Genomic DNA, 16,303 nt, shown 5'->3' on the forward strand with positions numbered 1-16,303 from the left:
CTTGACCGCTTGGACCCCGACACGACCTTCGAGATCGAGGGGCGCGAACTCAGCTATCCGACACGCTTCCGCGACGGCAGCTCGATGATGGTCATGATGGCGGCCTCCGCAGACCGGGTGCAGGACCTGATCTCGGAGACCCCATTCGTGGTCGCACAACCGATGCCCACCAAGGCGGTCGTGGGCGTGAACTGTGTCCACTACACAGATACCGACTGCGGCAGCTACGAAGAGATTGCGTTGTCGGTGTTCGTGGAGCCGATGGACCGGGAGTGGCGCATTCCCTGGGCCTCCGCGCTGGGGTCCATCATCGGCGGGGAGGTGCCCTCGTACACCTGGAGGCTGGGCGTGAGCTCCACCCTGTCGAGGGACTGTGGGCTGCGGATGTGGGGATTCCCGAAGGCCCTGGCCGAGCTGCGGCACACATCCTCGCCCAGCCGTGAGCGCATGTCGTGGCGCGACGGCGGCGACACCGTGCTGGAGTTGGCCCTGCCGGGCGGCGGTCGGCGCCGCAGCGGTCCGATCTCGCCGCCCGTCTATTCGCTGATCAGCGGCCGGCCCCATGTTGGCCGGCTGACCCAGAGCTACCGAGGTGTCGGTTATCACCGACGACGCGTGGAGTTCATGCTCGGAGACCACCCGATCGCGGATGAACTTCGCGATCTGGGCCTCTCGAGGCCCCTGATCGGTGTGCACAACCAAGGCCTCACATTCGAGATGAGCGCTCCGCAACCACTCGTGTCGCGGGACCTGGCGCGCCCGCTGGGTGTCGGCTGACAGAATCGGTCGCTGATCGTGTCGACGCAGCGGAGGAGCAGACGTGAAGGTGCCACTGACACTTCGTGACCACATTGACCGCGCCGAAGCGGTCTACGGCGACCGCGTGGGCGTGGTCGACGAGCCGGACCAGCCGGCGCAGCCCTGGCCCGAGGTCACCTACAGCCGCCTGGCGGCGCTGGCACGGGCCCAGGCCGCCGGCCTCGACCGCCTCGGCGTGGGTCACGGTGAGCGGGTCGCCATCGTGAGTCACAACTCGGCGCGGCTTCTGTCGTCGCTGTTCGGGGTCAGCGCCTACGGGCGCGTCGTGGTGCCGGTGAACTTCAGGCTCACTGCGGAGGAGGTCGGCTACATCGTCGAGCATTCCGGCGCATCTGTGCTGTTGGTCGACCCGGAACTCGACGACGCGCTCTCCGGAGTCACGGCACGGCATCGGTTCGTGATCGGCAGCGACACCGATGAGGTTCTCCACGACTTCGACTCGGAGCCGGCACGGTGGGAGCCCGATGAAGACGCCACGGCGTCGATCAACTACACCAGCGGCACGACTGCCCGGCCCAAGGGCGTGCAGCTCACGCATCGCAACCTGTGGCTCAACGCGGCCACGTTCGGTTGGCATACGGGTGTGTCCGACCGCGACGTGCTGCTGCACACCCTGCCCCAGTTCCACGTGAACGGCTGGACGATGCCCTACGCCCTGACCGCCATGGGCGGCCGCCACGTGATCCTGCGCAAGGTCGACGGAGCGGAGATCCTCGGCCGCATTCGTGACCACGGGGTCACCCTGATGTGTGGTGCTCCGGCTGTCGTAGCAGCGGTGCTCGACGCGGCGAAGGACTGGGACGGGCCGATACCTGGCTCTGGAACGGTCCGCATCGTGGTTGCGGGCGCGCCGCCGCCCACCCGCACCATCGAGCGCGTCGAGGGGGAGCTCGGTTGGGAGTTCATGCAGATCTACGGACTCACCGAGACCTCGCCGGTCCTCACGGTCAACCGGAACCGCAGCGAGTGGGATGAACTCGAGCCACCCGAGCGTGCGCGGAAGCTGTCACGCGCCGGGGTCCCCGCGCTGGGCATACGCGTGCGGCTGTCGGAACAGGGCGAGATCCTGGCCCGCGGCAACCACATCCTCGAGGGCTACTGGGACAACCCGGAGGCGAGTGCCACTGCACTCGAGGGCGGGTGGTTCCACACCGGTGATGGCGGCCTCATAGACGACGAGGGCTACCTGTCGATCTCGGACCGGAAGAAGGACGTGATCATCTCGGGAGGCGAGAACATCTCGTCGATCGAGGTGGAGGACTGCATCTTCTCGCATCCCGAGGTTGCCGAGGTTGCCGTGATCGGCGTTCCCGACGAGAAGTGGGGCGAGACACCGAAGGCTCTGGTGGTCCTGGTCGAAGGGTCGACGGTGGACGAGGCGGCATTGATCGCGCACTGCAAGGATCACCTGGCCGGATTCAAGTGCCCGAGCAGCTTCGAGTTCCGTGACGAGCTCGCCCGCACCGCGACAGGCAAGCTCCAGAAATTCAAGCTGCGCGCACCGTTCTGGGAAGGACGCGACCGGGCGGTCAACTGAGCGCCTGCGCAGCTGTTCTGCGACGGCAGTTCACCAGCGCAGCAGAGCGGCGAGATGGCCACCGCCGGGCACCGCTGATGGATCAACCGCGTGCACGGAGCCGCCGTGTCGCATGGTCTCGATCGCCACGGCATCCAGCAGGTCGCGGTCGCCCGGCAGCCGCTCGGCGTGCGCCTCCGGTGCCGAGTCCTCGCCTGCCCGGCCCCACAACTGCACTCCGAGGGCGACCACCAGGGACTCGACCCTTCCCTGTTCGGCGGCCACGTGGGCTGCGGCCAGGTGGGTCTCGGCGGACCCGTTGCCCGCGGCGATCGCGTCGCGCACACCGTTGAGCGCCATCTCGAACCGGGCGCTCACGATCGGCCATGCGGCTGAGTGCAGTTCGTCGGGTGACTTGTGGTCGCAGTTGCCGGTGACGGCCTCGGACAACAGCCCCTCTGTGCGGCTCACCTCGCGGAACGCCGCCAGGTCACGCTCGACCCCGGCCAACACGATCGGCTCGCCGCCGCCCGCTGTCAGGTGGCGTACCCCGTCGTCGACAGCACGAAGGAAGCGGCCGAGGTCGCTGTGTTGGGTGTCGCGTCCCATGCCCTGGCCGTGGAACGTGGCGCTGACACGCCCGCTGCCGACGCGGTTGGCGCCGTGGCTCTGCAGCTGTCGTTCGCGATCCTCGAACCAGAGCGCAGCTGCGAGGCTCTCGGGGATGTCGCCAAGACCAAGTTCGGCCGCGCCGTTGGGGCCACCGCGCAGCAGTCGGATGTGGTTCTGGCTGATGGCCAGGATCCAGTAGGCCTCACCGGCCGACAGGGAACGGAGCAGCGGCTTCACGTGGAACCGGTCGGCTACGACGAGTAGGTCATCCGGCGCGTCGCCCAGGTGGAATGTGCGCATACCCTGGTCGTCGACCAGCACTGCGAGGCCCTCCTCGCCGTGGGCCCAGAAGTCCGGATCCTTGAGCAGACGGGCGGCGGGGGAGAGGAACTCGTCGGCCTCGTCTCGCTTGAGCCCGAGTGCGCCGAGTTCACCGGCGGCGCGCGAGATCAGGTTCTTGAGCCTGATCGGGTCCTGCTGTACGTCCTGTCCCCGCTTGTGTGTCGGGAGGTACATCGACACGCAATGCGGTGAGTGGGCCTCTGCGATCGAGCGCAGTTCGTCGTTGGTCAGCAGGTCGATCAATGCACACCTCACCGGGTCGGCTGTACGGAACCAACACGGTAGCCACAGTGTGCGGCCTTCAGTCGGCCACCCCGGTCGGGATCGGCGGTGCCGCGAGCAGTGCCGGGACGACGAAGTCCGCGATCACCCGGCGTTCCTCCATCGAGTCCGGTTCGGGCATCGCGAGCAGCGAAACTATCATCCGCACGAGCCAGCGCCCGCGCCTGACCGCATCAGCCTCGGGCAGTTCCTTCGCGAGCCGGCCGGCGAACGCGCTGGCCATGGCCCCGAGCACCTCGGAGTCGGAGCTGATCGCCGTCGCAACGCCCACGTCGGACGCGGAGAACCACGCCAGCAGGCTCGGATCGGATCGGACGCGGTCGAGGATGAACTCGAACGCGGTGGTGGCCCGTTGCTCGGGATCCGCGAGACCGCTGAGCGCTTCGGTCGCCTCGGCGCTGATCCGCAGTGCCTCGCGGTGAACGAACGCCAGCTCGAGCGCCCGGCGGTCTGCGAAGTGGTTGTACAGCGTCGCACGGGAGCAGCCTGCGGCAGCGGCCACCTTGGCCATGGTGGTGGCCTGGACGCCGTGCTCCGCGAACACGGCGCCGGCCGCGTCCAAGAGGCGCGAGGTGGCCAGGGCGGCGCGGTCTTCTGCGATCCAGTCAGGGCCCATCAGGCGGCGGGGCCGGCGGTGAAGGGCAGGGAGGCGTAGCGGCGAACGAAGTGACCGCCGGCGAACCGGCCTGCGGCTGCGTCGACGGTGAAGTCGGGGTGGCGGGCCAGCAACTCCTCGAGTGCAACCCGTGCCTGGAGCCGGGCGGTCGCTGCGCCGAGGCAATGGTGGGCGCCATAGCCGAACGTCATGATCCGCTCGATGTTCCGTGTGACGTCGAGCTCCTCTGCGTCGACGCCGAATTCGTCAGGATCGCGGTTGGCGGATCCGTACGCGAGAAACACCTTGCGTCCGGCCGGGATGGTCCGACCTCGGATCTCGACATCGCGGGTGGCGGTGCGTGCGAGACCCTGCACGGGCGACGTGAGCCTGAGGAACTCCTCGACGGCGTTGTCGATCAGGGATGGGTCCTCGGCCAGCAGGGCCCGCTGGTCGGGGTTGTCCGTGAGCAGTTCAGCGGCGCCGCCGAGTAGGCCGGTGGTGGTGTCGTTGCCGCCGGCCACCATCGTGAACGTGAACCCGAGGATCGACAACAGGTCCATCTCCTCGCCGTCCTGCATGAGTGCAACCAGTTCGGAGACCACGTCGTCTCCGGGCTCGGCCTTGCGTCGTTCGACGAGCTCGGAGAAGTAGAGCGCGAGCTCGGCCACGGCGTCGATGGCCTGCAGGTTCTCACCCTGGGCATTGGCGGCCACGATCGAGTCGGTCCAGCGGTCAAAGCTGCCCCGATCTTCCTCCGGCACTCCCAGGTACAACGCGACCACGAAGCTGGGCAGGGGCTTCGCGAAGTCGACGGCGAAATCTCCCGTGCCTCCATCGGCCAGGCGACCCAGGTACTCGACCACGAAGTCCCGCACCAGCGGTTCGATCGTCTGCACGCGCCGCGGGGTGAATCCCCGCCCGACCATCCGACGGAACGCCGTGTGCTCCGGAGGGTCCAGCATCACCATCGGGGCGAAGTCCATGTCGAGCGCCTCGCGTTCCCCGTAGTTGAACGTCAGGCCTTCTGCGGAGGAAAACGTCTTGGTGTTGCGTGCCGCGTTGAAGATGTCGTCGAAACGGCTCAGCACCCAGTAGTCACCATCGGATACGTAGTGCACCGGGTCGTGCTCCCGAAGTGCCGCATACATGTCGAACGGATTCCGCCAGGTGTCCTCGTTGCACGGGACGAACGCGGCGTCGGCCGGGTCGGTGTTGCTCTGCTGGTTGGTGGTCACAGGCGGCATCATGTAGCGAGTATTGGACATCGGGCGCAATATGTCCAGCTAACTAGCGCGACATAAAGCTAGATAGCGAGCTAGTCTCTGCGAATGGACCATCCATCTCCCACGCGGTTCGCCGACCGCGTCTCGCTGACGGTGGCCGACGGGATAGCGGATGTTGTCCTGGACCGCCCCGCCAAGCTCAACGCGCTCGACGGCGACATGATCGAGGGGATCATCGCAGCACAGGGGGCCATCGCAGCCGACCCCGGGATCCGGGCGGTCGTTCTGCGGGGCGCCGGCAGGGGCTTTTGTGCCGGACTCGATACTGAGGTGCTTGCCGAGATCGGCGCGGGCTCGCTCAGCGGGGGCTCCGACTCGGTGCAGGCCGCAGCGGAGGACCTGAGCCCGGGAGGCGCTGCGCGCCCCCAGCTGATCGGATGGGGTTGGTACGAACTGCCGCAACCGGTGATCGCTGCACTGCACGGCCCGGTGATGGGAGCCGGCATGCACATCGCGCTCGGAGCCGACATCCGGTTCGCCGCGCCCGATGCGCGGTTTGCCTTCGTCGAGACCGAATGGGGGCTGGTGCCCGACCTGTCGCCGGTGCAGTCACTCCGTCGGCTGGTGCGCCTCGACGTCGCACAGGACATCGTGCTCACGAGCCGGCGCATCAACGGAGAGGAGGCCGCTTCGCTCGGGCTCGTGACCCGATCAGCTGAGGACCCAGTGGCCGAGGCGATGGCCACAGCGGAAGTGATCGCCTCGAAGAGTCCCGATGCAATGCGTGCGGCCAAGGCGCTGCTCAACGAGTCGGGCCTGGTATCGGCCGCCGATGGTCTGGCCCTCGAGCTGAAGGTATCGATGGACCTGATGGCCACTCCCAACCAGATCGAAGCGGTATTGAGCCGCCTCGAGGGCAGGGCGGCCGAGTACGACCCACCACCTAGCGGCCCAAGGGGGCACTGATGGCGATCACACCGACACCCGAAGCCTTTGACACGGCCCGACTCGGGCTCACGAAGCTCTCCGGGTCGATAGGCGCGCGCGCCGAGGTGAGCCTCGACGCGGTCCTCGAAGACGGCACCACCCAGCAGGCGCTCAAGGCGGCGCTGCACGAGCACCTCGTGCTGGTGTTTCCGCGGCTGTCGCCGAGCCCGCAGCAACAGGAGCAGCTGGCGCGCACCTTCGGTGACCTCCAGCCGGTGGAGAGCTACAACGTGGCGCACCCCGACGCCGAGTACGTCACCGTGTTCGACAGCGTCGAGGGCTACAAGGCCGACCGCTGGCACAGCGACGCGACCTGGCGCGAGGAAGTCCCGATGGGGGCGTCGTTGTGCATGGTGCGCTGCCCGAGCTACGGCGGTGACACGTTGTTCGCCAACACCCATGCCGCATGGGACTCGCTTTCCGGTGGGATGCGCAGCCTGCTGGCCGGTCGCCGCGCGTTGCATGAGATCGGCCCCGGCTCCTCGTTCGAACACCCGGTGGTGATTGCCCACCCGGTCACGGGTCGCCCCGCACTCTTCGTCAACCGGATCTTCACCCGCGGAATCACCAACCTGCCCCAAGAGGAGTCCGACGCGGTCCTGCCGTTCCTGATGGAGCACGTGTCGCGCCCCGAGTTCACCTACCGGCACCGCTGGCAGGAGGGCGACGTCGTCATATGGGACAACTGGGCCACCCAGCACTACGCGGTGTTCGACTACGACGAGCAGCGCATCGCGCACCGCGTGGCCTTTATCGGCCAGGCGCTCGAAGCTGCCGACGTGACGACGGGCCGAGTCGATGACTGAAATCGACGGTTCCGCGCAGCTGCGTACGGTGGTGTTCCTGCTGGCGCGGCTGGAACGGCTGAACGACGATCTCCTGACACAGGCGTGTCGCAGGCGCGGCATTTCCGCGGCCGAGTTCCGTGTGCTCGCCGTGTTGCGCCACGGCGCGGCCGGCGAACCCGTGCGACCGACCACGATTGGCCGCTGGATCGTGCAGAGCACAGGTGGGCTGACGTCGACCCTCAAGAGGCTGGAGCAGGAGGGGCGCGTCGAGAGGATCGAGGACCCCAACGACGGCCGGAGCCTGCTGGTGTCACTGACGCGCGACGGTGCCGACTTCTATGACGCCCTCCTGGCCGATGTCGAGTCGACGTATGCGGCGGTTCTGGGCGATGTCGACCTCGAGCAGCTCGCGGAGGCTGCCCAGAGCGCGCTGGCCGCCATGGAGCGTGCCGGGGGGCACGCGGACTCGGGCTTGGCCCCGGTTGCACTCGGGCTGCGTAGCGCCGGTGAGGTGGGTACCGTCGGGTGACGGTCGGAGTCGATCGGGTGATCCGCCGCCGGTCCGAGGAGGCGTAATGCAGGTCGACAGGTACGAGCCGGGAACACCCAGCTGGGTCGATGTCAACGGACCCGACGTGAAGCGGCTGGCGTCGTTCTACTCGGAGCTGTTCGGTTGGGATGCAGAGGACCAGGGTGAGGAGGCCGGGCACTACACGATGTTTGCCCAGGGTGGCCGCTCGGTCGCCGCGGCCAGCCCCACACCTCCGGGCATGGAGGCCCCGCCGTCGTGGACGACCTACATCACCGTGGCCGATGCCGGCGCCACCACGGCAACGATCGCGGTGGCGGGCGGAGGGGTCATGGCCCCACCATTCGACGTGTTCGACGCCGGGCGGATGGCCATTGCCACTGATCCCAGCGGGGGAGTGTTCGCCATCTGGCAGCCCGGCCGACACATCGGCGCCGAGTTGGTCAACGAGCCCTGCTCGCTGTGCTGGAACGAGCTCACCGTGCGCAACGCGGATGAGGTGCTCGAGTTCTACAGCGCCGTGTTCGGTTGGAGAGTCCACCTGCAGGACGGTGCCGACGCGCCATTCAAGTACCGCGAGCTGTACCTCGGGGACAAGCTCATAGGCGGCTGTATGGAGATGGACGACAGCTGGCCCGAGGGGATACCCACACACTGGATGGCGTACTTCGCCGTCGAGGACACCGATGCGACGGCCAAGCGGGCAGTCGAGGTGGGTGGCACCGTGTCGGTCGAGCCCTTCGACCTCCCGGTGGGACGCACGGCCGTGCTCAACGACCCAGCAGGTTCGGTGTTCTCCGTGATCAAGCTCAACGACGCGATCTGACTCACGAGAGGCTGGGTGAGGACCGCCGGCTCGGCCCGGATCCGTTCCGTGGCCGGCTTCATCGCCCTCAGCCGCGTGGAACAAGCGCGAGCTGGCGCGACTGGGCCACGAGTCTGCCCTCGCTGTCCCAGACCAGGCCGTCCTCCTCGAGGAAGCCACTCGACACGATCCGGGTCGTGAACTCGCAGGCCAGCCAGCCCGGCGCAGGTCGGCAGCGGACATGGGCGGTGAACTCCAGTGTGGGGACCCAGGCCACGGGCAGGTCGGAGTTGAACACCGTGGGTGGGAACGCGTCGAGCACGCACAGCAGCCCGAGCGGGTCCACGTGCTCGCCGTCGGGCATTCGGAACCAGCCCCTGACGCGTGGGTCGCCACTGGGACGGCCGTGCCGGAACCCTGCGTCCGCGGGGTGAAGGCGCATGTCCACCTTGTGCATGAAGTTGGGCCCCTCGCCGCCTTCACCCACCGGCGGGGGAGCGCCGAGGCACTCCTCGACAGGCGGCAGGTCGGGGGGTTGCGCGTCGACGCGCAGCGGTCCGTCGGCCTCCGAGAGGTCCGCGAAGGACCCCAGCGCGCTCAGCAGGAGCTTGCCGTCACCCGCTCGGAGGTTGGCTGCGGCGGTCGCGAACCGGCGACCGACGCGCTGCGTGCTCACCTCGATGGTTGTGGGCCCCGGCGTGCCAGGTGAGAGGAAATGCCCGGTGATGCTCACCGGGTCGGGCCGGTCGAGCTCGATGGCGCACGCCCGGGCCACCGAGGCGAGCAGGTATCCACCGTTGGCGTTGCCGAGGATGTCCCAGCCATCTGCGACCTGCGAGCCGTAGACCGCTGTTGGCTGTGGATGCGTTGGCGCGGCCCCCTCGCGGCGCGTCACGGCGGTGGCTCGTGTGAACTCTCCTGGGTCGGTCACGTCCCGCAGGGTATTGCGTGCAGCGGGTCGCCCGGAATCACCGCGGTCGGTTGCGCGTAGGATTCCTTGCTCGCAGTGGGATGGTTCACTGCCGGCCGGATGGCTCAGAGCACAAGCGAGGATGGCGATGACATCGGGACCATTTCCCAACCGGGTGACCGAGACGCTCAGTTCCTCACCGGCGATGGCACCGGAGCCAACATGACCAGCATCTTCGCTCGGACGTCACCGACCGACGCTGGTATCACCGCTTCCGGTGCTCTCACCGTGGCCGACCAGGAGACCTTCCTCTCGGTCTTCGAGGCCAATGACAACGACCTGTCGAGGGCTGGTTTCTTCCTGAACCCGCAGGAGTGGGGCGACGTCCGTGGCGAGACCGCTTCGGGCACTGGGGAGTACCTCCTCAACTCGACGCCGACCGCTGCGACCGCTCGCTCCATCTTCGGAGTCCCGGTCCACGTCTCGTCGGCCGTGCCCGCAGGAGAGGTCGCACTCGTCGACCTGTCCCGTGTTTACGTCGGTGTCCGTAAGGACGTCGAGGTCGAGTCGAGTCGTGACTTCCGGTTCTCGAACGACGAGACCGCCATCCTTGGCATCGTCCGTGCTGACATCGGTGTAGCCGAGGAAGCCTCGGTCGTCTACGACTCGGGTTGGAACGCCTGAGTCATCTTCTAAGGCGACACGAGTAGTTCATGCTCGTTGAGCTATGGCACCGGGGGTCTGTTTCGCCTCCGCTATTAGCGACGTCGCCTTTAGGTACCGGGCGAGGGCTGCGCCCGTTGAGACGGCCGACCGGGATTGAGTTGCTCGGTCACCGTCGAAGTACCCCGACGAGTCGGAGGTGGTTGGGATGGGTCCGCCCATCCCGTCACCTCCGGCTCTCTGGTTCTCTCGGGCCGGGTGACGGCTCCCTCGGACCCTGTAGCTCGTGGCCCCATCCACCGGCTCGTCGTGGTCCAGCACCTCGATCGAGGTTGCCTCCTCCTCGTCGCCACCCGGCCCGGTCAACTCTCGCCGCACTTCGTCGGCTGCCTCGGCGGCCCAGGGTCCCCAGCTGGACGGGCCGACCGCCTTCAGACGGAGACCTGATCTTCGGACAGGGGATGGCCGGACGGCTCGATCGAGTAGCCGTCATCGCGGGACTTGGATATCGCAATGGCCAGAATTAGGAGGCCGAACAGCGGCTTCGCCAGCACGTCTGCGATCGAATAGCCCACCTGCCGGGCTACCTCGGCAGTCGCCTCATTGTCGATGACCGAGGGAGCGATATAGGCGAGGGGGTACACACCCCAGGTCAACAGGAGCAGGAACCGGAGCCCTTCGACGATCTTGCGCACACCAGCGCTCTGCCGATCGAGAGAACGGCCGAGCTCAACAAAGAGCACGTACAGGATGTAAAGGAAGGGAATCGTGGACAGAACTGCCCACACGGTCCGTGCGGTCGAGTCAGGGTCCGACAGCTCCCCAGGCCACCCGAGAACGATCATTGCGATGGCGGCGATGGTCAGTCGGATGAGAAGGCTCCGTGTCTTGGCGGGTGCCAGCTTCAACACGACGACTAGTTCCGCAAGCAAGAGCGGAACCGTGAGCAGCCAGTCGACATAGCGGTACCCCTCGTTGAACGGCTCACCGTCCTGCACGTACTCGCCCCCGACAAATGTGAACGCAGCCGACCAAGAATCGAATATCCGAACGTAGTGGTAGAGAGCGATCCCGACTACCAGGGTCGACAGTGTGATGGCCATGCGGTGCCAGGGTGCGACCCGATTCCTCACGAGAATGAAGAACACAAAGGCAGCGCCCATGCAGGCGATTGCGAACGAGAAGCTGTTGTAGACCAAGTTGTATTGGGTTTCTGTCAGTACGAGCTCCATTGCTGCTCCTTTAGTTTCGTGCCCACGCCGACTCGTGTGTCACACCTATTCCTTCGATCTCATCAGCAATATGGATGCGGTTCCACATGCCGGTGCAGGTATGTGTACGAGCTTCACTCTTCTCGTCGTCCACCGTGTCGGGCGTCGGCGACGGGGGTACCGGATAGCGGAAGGCCGGTCCGAAGTTCAACGACCACCGCCTCCCTGAGCGCCCCTGCCTCCCCGCTTTCGCACACGCCCTGAGTATCGGCGTCGCTTCAGATGAAGATGTCGACGTCGATGAACGGGTCGTCTGCGTAGGAGGCCGCCCAGAGTGGCCCGACGTCAGTCGCTGGATCGCTGATGGCAGCCCCGTTCACGAAGACAGTGTCGGTGAAGTAAGGCTCGAACGGCGGGGGTTCAACTTGGGCCTCGATCTGGACCACAGTGCTGCGTACGCCGCTAGTGCTGGGGTCCAGCTGGAGGAACGCCTCCAGGCCCTGGTCAGCTCTCCACACGAAGATCGAGCCTTCAGCGGTTTTGACTCCGGCGGCGTTGCCAACGATGACTGGGTCGGAGGCGCCTACGTGAGTAGTTGAGCCGAACTCACCGAACTCAGGAGCCGTAAGACCCAAGGGGTACTGAACAAGAACCGCTGTGTCACCCGCCGAGTGGACCCCATCACCATTGGTGTCCATCAGTCTTGCGATCAGCACGTCGGACCCCGTCGGGTCGTAGCCATCGACGCCGTCGAGGTTGGAGTAAGCGACAGCCAGCATCTCGGGCTCGGCCGGTGGCCCGTCTGCGGGCGGACCGACACAACCTGCAGCAACCAACGTCAAGGCTACAGACGCTGCCACAGCAGCGAAGGTCTTCTTCATCGTGGTCTCCCTCCAAGGCTTCCTCGAGTGAGAACACGATGACCATGGTTGCGTTGTACGGAACTATGCGAGGTTGAACAACTAACCGAATACTGGGCTCCGTCGGTCGTGTTCCGTTCCCTGACACGGTCGAGGGAGTCTTCTTCGTTCTATGGTGCCTCGATGTTCTCGAATCGTGCCACTGACCTCATGGGCGTGGAATACCCGATCCTTCAAGCTCCTATGGGCTGGATCGCTCGGTCCGAGCTTGCCTCCGCAGTCTGCGAAGCCGGAGCGATGGGTTGTATCGAGACGTCCTCGGGCGAACTCGACGTCATCCAAGAGGAGATTCGGAAGATGCGGGACCTCACCGACAAGCCGTTCTCTGTCAACATCGCCCAGGCCTTTGTGAGCGATCCTGCGATCGTCGACTTCGTGATCGAGCAGGGAGTGCGCTTCGTGACCACCTCGGCGGGCAGCCCGATGAAGTACACGGCGCAGCTCAAGGAAGCCGGCCTCACTGTGTTCCACGTGGTGCCGACCCTGCGGGCGGCCCACAAGGCGGTCGAGGCCGGTGTCGACGGGCTGATCGTGGAAGGTGGAGAGGGTGGTGGATTCAAGAACCCGCGGCCCGTGTCGTCGATGGTGCTGCTGCCTCTCGTGGTGCAGTCGGTCGACGTGCCGGTGATCGCGGCCGGTGGTTTCCTCGACGGCCCGACCATGGCGGCCGCGCTGGCGCTGGGAGCCGAAGGCATCCAGCTCGGTACACGCATGGTGTCAGCCGCCGAGTCGCCGGTGCACGACAACTGGAAGAAGTCGATCCTCGACGCGGCCGAGACCGACACGGTGTTTCTCAACTCACACACGTCACCCGCCTTGCGGGCGCTGCGGACCGGCCGGACATCGGCGCTCGAGTTCGACCGCGAGAGCAACGCGATGGCGGCGTTCAACGTCAAGGACCTCTACTTCGGCGGCGACATGGAGTCGGGCGTTGCATTGTCGGGCCAGGTCGCAGGCCGCATCGACGAGGTGAAGCCGGTCGCGGAGATCATCGACGAGTGCGTCAACGGCTGCCTCGACACGATCGAGACAATGGCCGGCCAGTACGGGCGCAGCTGAGGACCCGCACGTTGCCACGGGCGCCGATGGACGGGTTCGCGCGTGCCCCCGGTAGGCTTGAACGGTGCGTTCAGGGGTACCAAAGGGTGCTCACCGCGCTGGCGCAGGGGAACTCCACACGGGGTTGACGCGCGGTAGGCAGGGTCGGCTGACAGTCGTTCGCGCCCTCGCGGCCGGCGCAGCAGGACTGCTCGTGGCTTCGGTGGCCCAGCCGAGCGGCGTTTCCGCCCAGGAGGGTGGCGCAGCCCCGACGACGACGGCCACGACGCTCGTCGATCCGCCGCCGAGCACCACGAGTACCACGCAGCCGCCGGGAACCACAACGACGACGACCACGACCGCACCCGGTGGCGGCAGCCCGGAGGATCCGGGCGACGGTTTCACGATCCCCGAGGCACCGGAGCGCGAGACGCCCCCAGAGGACCCTGCCCCGCCAGACCGCCCCAGCCGCGACGAGTTGATACCACCCCCGATCGACCTCACTTCGCTCAACCAGGTGGTCGAGACCCGCCGGGCAGAAGCCACAGCGGGCGCGCGACTGCTCGCAGATGCAGCAAACGCCGACGCCGCGGCCAAGGTGGCCGCCAGCCAGGCGACGCTCGACTCCGAGGCGGCGCTCGTGCCGGCCGCCGACGAACTCGTGGAGTCCGCACGGGCGGCAGAACGCTCGGCGGTGACGGCACTAGAGCGGGCACGTGACCGCACGGGTGACCTTGCGATCGAGTCCTACAAGCTAGCCGTGGCAGGTCGCGAAGTCACGATGAACGCAACCGCCGATGCCATCGTGAGCATGGACGGCTACGACGACTTCGTGAAGACCTCGCAGTATTCCGGCGCAGCGTGGACAGCACTCACAAACGCGGTGTCCGAGGCCGAGGTGGCCCTCGTGGCCGCTGAGAGTGCAACGGCCGATGCCCTCGAGGAGCGCACCCGCCTCGAGCGTCGCATCACCGAGGCGCGCTTCGCGCTCGAGCGTGCGACGGCCGAGGCGGTCGAGGTCGCCGAGATGGGTGAACAGCTGATCGCCGAGGCAGCAAAGATCGGCGAGGATCTGGCCTTCGAGGGCCTCGGGCCGACCATCCTCGGCGAGACCATTCTCGGCCCCGAGGACCTGGCCGGGTTCTCACAGCGGCGCCCCGGGGCGCCGCCCTACGACAAGCTCCTCGAACTGGCCGGCTTCTTCGTCGAGGAAGGCGAGTCCGAAGGGGTGCGTGGTGACATCGCCTGGGCGCAGTCGATCCTCGAGACCGGCAACTTCGGCTACCGGGGGTCGATGGTGTCGACCAGCGACAACAACTACGCGGGGATCGGCGCATGCGACAGCTGCTCATCGGGATTCCGATACAAGTCGCCACGACTCGGTGTGCGAGCGCAGATGCAGCTGCTGCGGGCCTATGCCGATGACAACCTGACAACAGACCAGCTCGGCAACCCACCCGTCGGCCGTGCCCCCGAGCGGGTCGGAGTGCGGGGGTGCTGTGACACGTGGATGGAGCTGTCAGGGGTGTGGGCAACAGGCCCCGGCTACGGAGTGAAGATCCTGACGCTCTACAACGAGATGCTTTCCTTCGCCGCGGCGCGGCAGAGGTCAGAGGCCGCCCTGGGCGCCGCTGGCGGCCAGTGAAGGCCGAGCAGCTCGAAGAGGCGGCAGCGACGGCGCCTTCGGAGGTGCTGACACCGATCCCGGGTCGCCACATCGACCATGAGCCGAAGCCCAAGCCACGGAAGGTCGCCGACCTCGAGCAGGACAGGGCATGGATGGGCATCGCATGGGGCATGTTCATGCGGTTCAGGACGGCCCGCGCACCCCTGATGGCCGCCGGTACCGCCTACTACGGGTTCATCGCGATGTTCTCGCTGCTCGCCTTCGCATACGGCATGGCCGCGCTGCTCAACGCCGACGCGATCGCCAACTGGCTGACCGACGCCCTGAAGGATGCACTGCCTGGGCTCATCGGCGACAAGGGCATCGATCCCTCCACGCTGGAGCGGATCGGCCGAACGACGTCGGTCGTCGGCCTTTTGCTGCTTGCGGTCAGCGGTTCGGCTGTGATGGCCGGCGCCAGCGATTCACTGCACCAGGTTTACGGAGCTCCGCCGGATGGCCGTAATCCGGTGGCGAGGCGCATGCACCTGTTCGGATGGCTCATGGTCATGGGTCCCCTGGTCGTCATCTCCTATTCGATGACCACGGCAGTTGCAGGTTTCGGCTCCGACATCCTCGACGACCTCGGCATCAGCGGCGGTTTCGTTCGCTTCCTGATGGTGTCGGCCGGCGCAATCCTCACATTCGCGCTCGACGTGGGCATCACGGCCCTGTTGCTCTCACGGCTCGGCGGTATCGCGCCCGGGCGAAGGGCGCTGCTGCCGGGAGCCCTGCTCGGTGCCGTCATCATCACGGCCCTGAAGGCCCTGATGGCTGTGATCGTGTCGTGGTCGGTGGGGCGCCCGCAGTACGGGTCGTTCGCCGTTCCAGTCACGGTGCTGGTCGTGCTCTGGCTCCAGGCCATGGCCCTCTATGCGGCTGCCGCGCTGACCGCCTCGACGGCTTGCTCACTCGCAAACCGCGACGGCGGCGACTAGAAGTCGGCGACGGCGACCTTGGCGACGATCCGCTCCGGGTGCAGGCGCACCACCATTTCACCGGGCACTGCGTTGCGGCGGCCGTAGGCCTCGGCCTGTTCGGCACCCATGTACCTCGCGGCGGTTGCGGTGGCCCAGTGCAGCAGCTCGTCGGCGTCGGTCGAGGTCGTGACTGCTCCAGACACCGTCAGGAAGCTGAACGGCGGCCGCTCGTCATCCAAGCACATCGACACCCGAGGGTCGCGCAGGATGCAGCGACCCTTGAGTGTGTCGGCCGCAGTGAGGAAGACGATGTCGGGGTCGTCGTGGCCGTTGTCGTGGTCGAGCGCCACCCAGACAGGCGCGACGTGGGGGCTGCCATCCTTGCGCACGACTGCGAGCTTTGCCGTGCGGGCCGGCAACTCCTCGATGAACTCCTGCCACCAGCGGGTCGGGGCGTCGGTGTATCCCATCAGC

17 protein-coding genes are annotated in these 16,303 nt (G+C 66.9%); 10 read left to right on the forward strand and 7 right to left on the reverse strand.

The window, feature by feature from the left end:
• Window positions 1-9: 9 nt before the first annotated feature.
• Window positions 10-777, forward strand: coding sequence for an acetoacetate decarboxylase family protein (locus GY812_11395; protein ID MCP4436078.1), 768 nt, complete (start codon window positions 10-12; stop codon window positions 775-777).
• Between the two features lie 43 nt (window positions 778-820).
• Entirely contained in the window at window positions 821-2,356 is a 1,536-nt protein-coding gene (locus tag GY812_11400) for an AMP-binding protein (GenBank protein MCP4436079.1), read from the forward strand.
• Between the two features lie 30 nt (window positions 2,357-2,386).
• Here GY812_11400 and GY812_11405 read toward each other — a convergent pair whose 3' ends face one another.
• The 3 genes from GY812_11405 to GY812_11415 are packed head-to-tail and all read right to left on the reverse strand — an operon-like array spanning window position 2,387 to window position 5,434.
• Entirely contained in the window at window positions 2,387-3,544 is a 1,158-nt protein-coding gene (locus GY812_11405) for a hypothetical protein (GenBank protein MCP4436080.1), read from the reverse strand.
• 46 nt (window positions 3,545-3,590) lie between these two features.
• Window positions 3,591-4,187 (reverse strand): TetR/AcrR family transcriptional regulator, encoded by a 597-nt coding sequence (locus GY812_11410; GenBank protein MCP4436081.1) that lies wholly within the window; start codon window positions 4,185-4,187, stop codon window positions 3,591-3,593.
• Window positions 4,187-5,434: a cytochrome P450 gene (locus GY812_11415; GenBank protein MCP4436082.1), complete on the reverse strand. Its 1,248-nt coding sequence runs from the start codon at window positions 5,432-5,434 to the stop codon at window positions 4,187-4,189. The genes GY812_11410 and GY812_11415 overlap by 1 nt, the downstream gene beginning before the upstream one ends.
• A gap of 63 nt (window positions 5,435-5,497) precedes the next feature.
• On the opposite strand from GY812_11415, the gene GY812_11420 reads away from it, so the two are divergent.
• From GY812_11420 to GY812_11435, 4 genes are read left to right on the forward strand one after another with little or no spacing between them, the layout of a single operon-like run.
• Entirely contained in the window at window positions 5,498-6,358 is an 861-nt protein-coding gene (locus GY812_11420) for a crotonase/enoyl-CoA hydratase family protein (protein ID MCP4436083.1), read from the forward strand.
• Window positions 6,358-7,185: a taurine dioxygenase gene (locus tag GY812_11425; protein ID MCP4436084.1), complete on the forward strand. Its 828-nt coding sequence runs from the start codon at window positions 6,358-6,360 to the stop codon at window positions 7,183-7,185. The genes GY812_11420 and GY812_11425 overlap by 1 nt, the downstream gene beginning before the upstream one ends.
• Window positions 7,178-7,696, forward strand: a complete 519-nt coding sequence (locus tag GY812_11430) for a MarR family transcriptional regulator (GenBank protein MCP4436085.1) — start codon at window positions 7,178-7,180, stop codon at window positions 7,694-7,696. Before GY812_11425 ends, GY812_11430 begins: the two co-directional genes overlap by 8 nt.
• Window positions 7,697-7,742: 46 nt before the next feature.
• Window positions 7,743-8,522, forward strand: a complete 780-nt coding sequence (locus GY812_11435) for a VOC family protein (protein ID MCP4436086.1) — start codon at window positions 7,743-7,745, stop codon at window positions 8,520-8,522.
• A 67-nt stretch (window positions 8,523-8,589) separates the two neighbouring features.
• On the opposite strand, the gene GY812_11440 is transcribed toward GY812_11435, so the two are convergent.
• Complete coding sequence (locus GY812_11440; protein MCP4436087.1) at window positions 8,590-9,396, reverse strand: thioesterase family protein; 807 nt, start codon at window positions 9,394-9,396, stop codon at window positions 8,590-8,592.
• Window positions 9,397-9,531: 135 nt separating this feature from the next.
• Between GY812_11440 and GY812_11445 the strand changes: the two genes are divergently transcribed.
• Complete coding sequence (locus tag GY812_11445; GenBank protein MCP4436088.1) at window positions 9,532-10,095, forward strand: phage major capsid protein; 564 nt, start codon at window positions 9,532-9,534, stop codon at window positions 10,093-10,095.
• 410 nt (window positions 10,096-10,505) lie between these two features.
• On the opposite strand, the gene GY812_11450 is transcribed toward GY812_11445, so the two are convergent.
• Together GY812_11450 and GY812_11455 are read right to left on the reverse strand one after the other, a co-directional pair.
• Entirely contained in the window at window positions 10,506-11,306 is an 801-nt protein-coding gene (locus GY812_11450; GenBank protein MCP4436089.1) for a bacteriorhodopsin, read from the reverse strand.
• Window positions 11,307-11,563: 257 nt separating this feature from the next.
• Complete coding sequence (locus GY812_11455) at window positions 11,564-12,166, reverse strand: hypothetical protein (protein MCP4436090.1); 603 nt, start codon at window positions 12,164-12,166, stop codon at window positions 11,564-11,566.
• A 162-nt stretch (window positions 12,167-12,328) separates the two neighbouring features.
• On the opposite strand from GY812_11455, the gene GY812_11460 reads away from it, so the two are divergent.
• From GY812_11460 to GY812_11470, 3 genes are all read left to right on the forward strand, one after another.
• On the forward strand, window positions 12,329-13,264 hold the full coding sequence (locus GY812_11460) for a nitronate monooxygenase (GenBank protein MCP4436091.1): 936 nt from the start codon (window positions 12,329-12,331) through the stop codon (window positions 13,262-13,264).
• A gap of 193 nt (window positions 13,265-13,457) precedes the next feature.
• Window positions 13,458-14,888: a hypothetical protein gene (locus GY812_11465; protein ID MCP4436092.1), complete on the forward strand. Its 1,431-nt coding sequence runs from the start codon at window positions 13,458-13,460 to the stop codon at window positions 14,886-14,888.
• Complete coding sequence (locus GY812_11470; protein ID MCP4436093.1) at window positions 14,885-15,847, forward strand: YihY/virulence factor BrkB family protein; 963 nt, start codon at window positions 14,885-14,887, stop codon at window positions 15,845-15,847. The genes GY812_11465 and GY812_11470 overlap by 4 nt, the downstream gene beginning before the upstream one ends.
• Here the strand turns inward: GY812_11470 and GY812_11475 are convergent.
• Complete coding sequence (locus tag GY812_11475) at window positions 15,844-16,299, reverse strand: PPOX class F420-dependent oxidoreductase (GenBank protein ID MCP4436094.1); 456 nt, start codon at window positions 16,297-16,299, stop codon at window positions 15,844-15,846. The two genes, GY812_11470 and GY812_11475, sit on opposite strands and share 4 nt — an antisense overlap.
• Between the last annotated feature and the right edge of the window lie 4 nt (window positions 16,300-16,303).

The organism is Actinomycetes bacterium, assembly GCA_024222295.1.
In the GTDB taxonomy this organism is placed as follows: Bacteria; Actinomycetota; Acidimicrobiia; order Acidimicrobiales; family Microtrichaceae; genus JAAEPF01.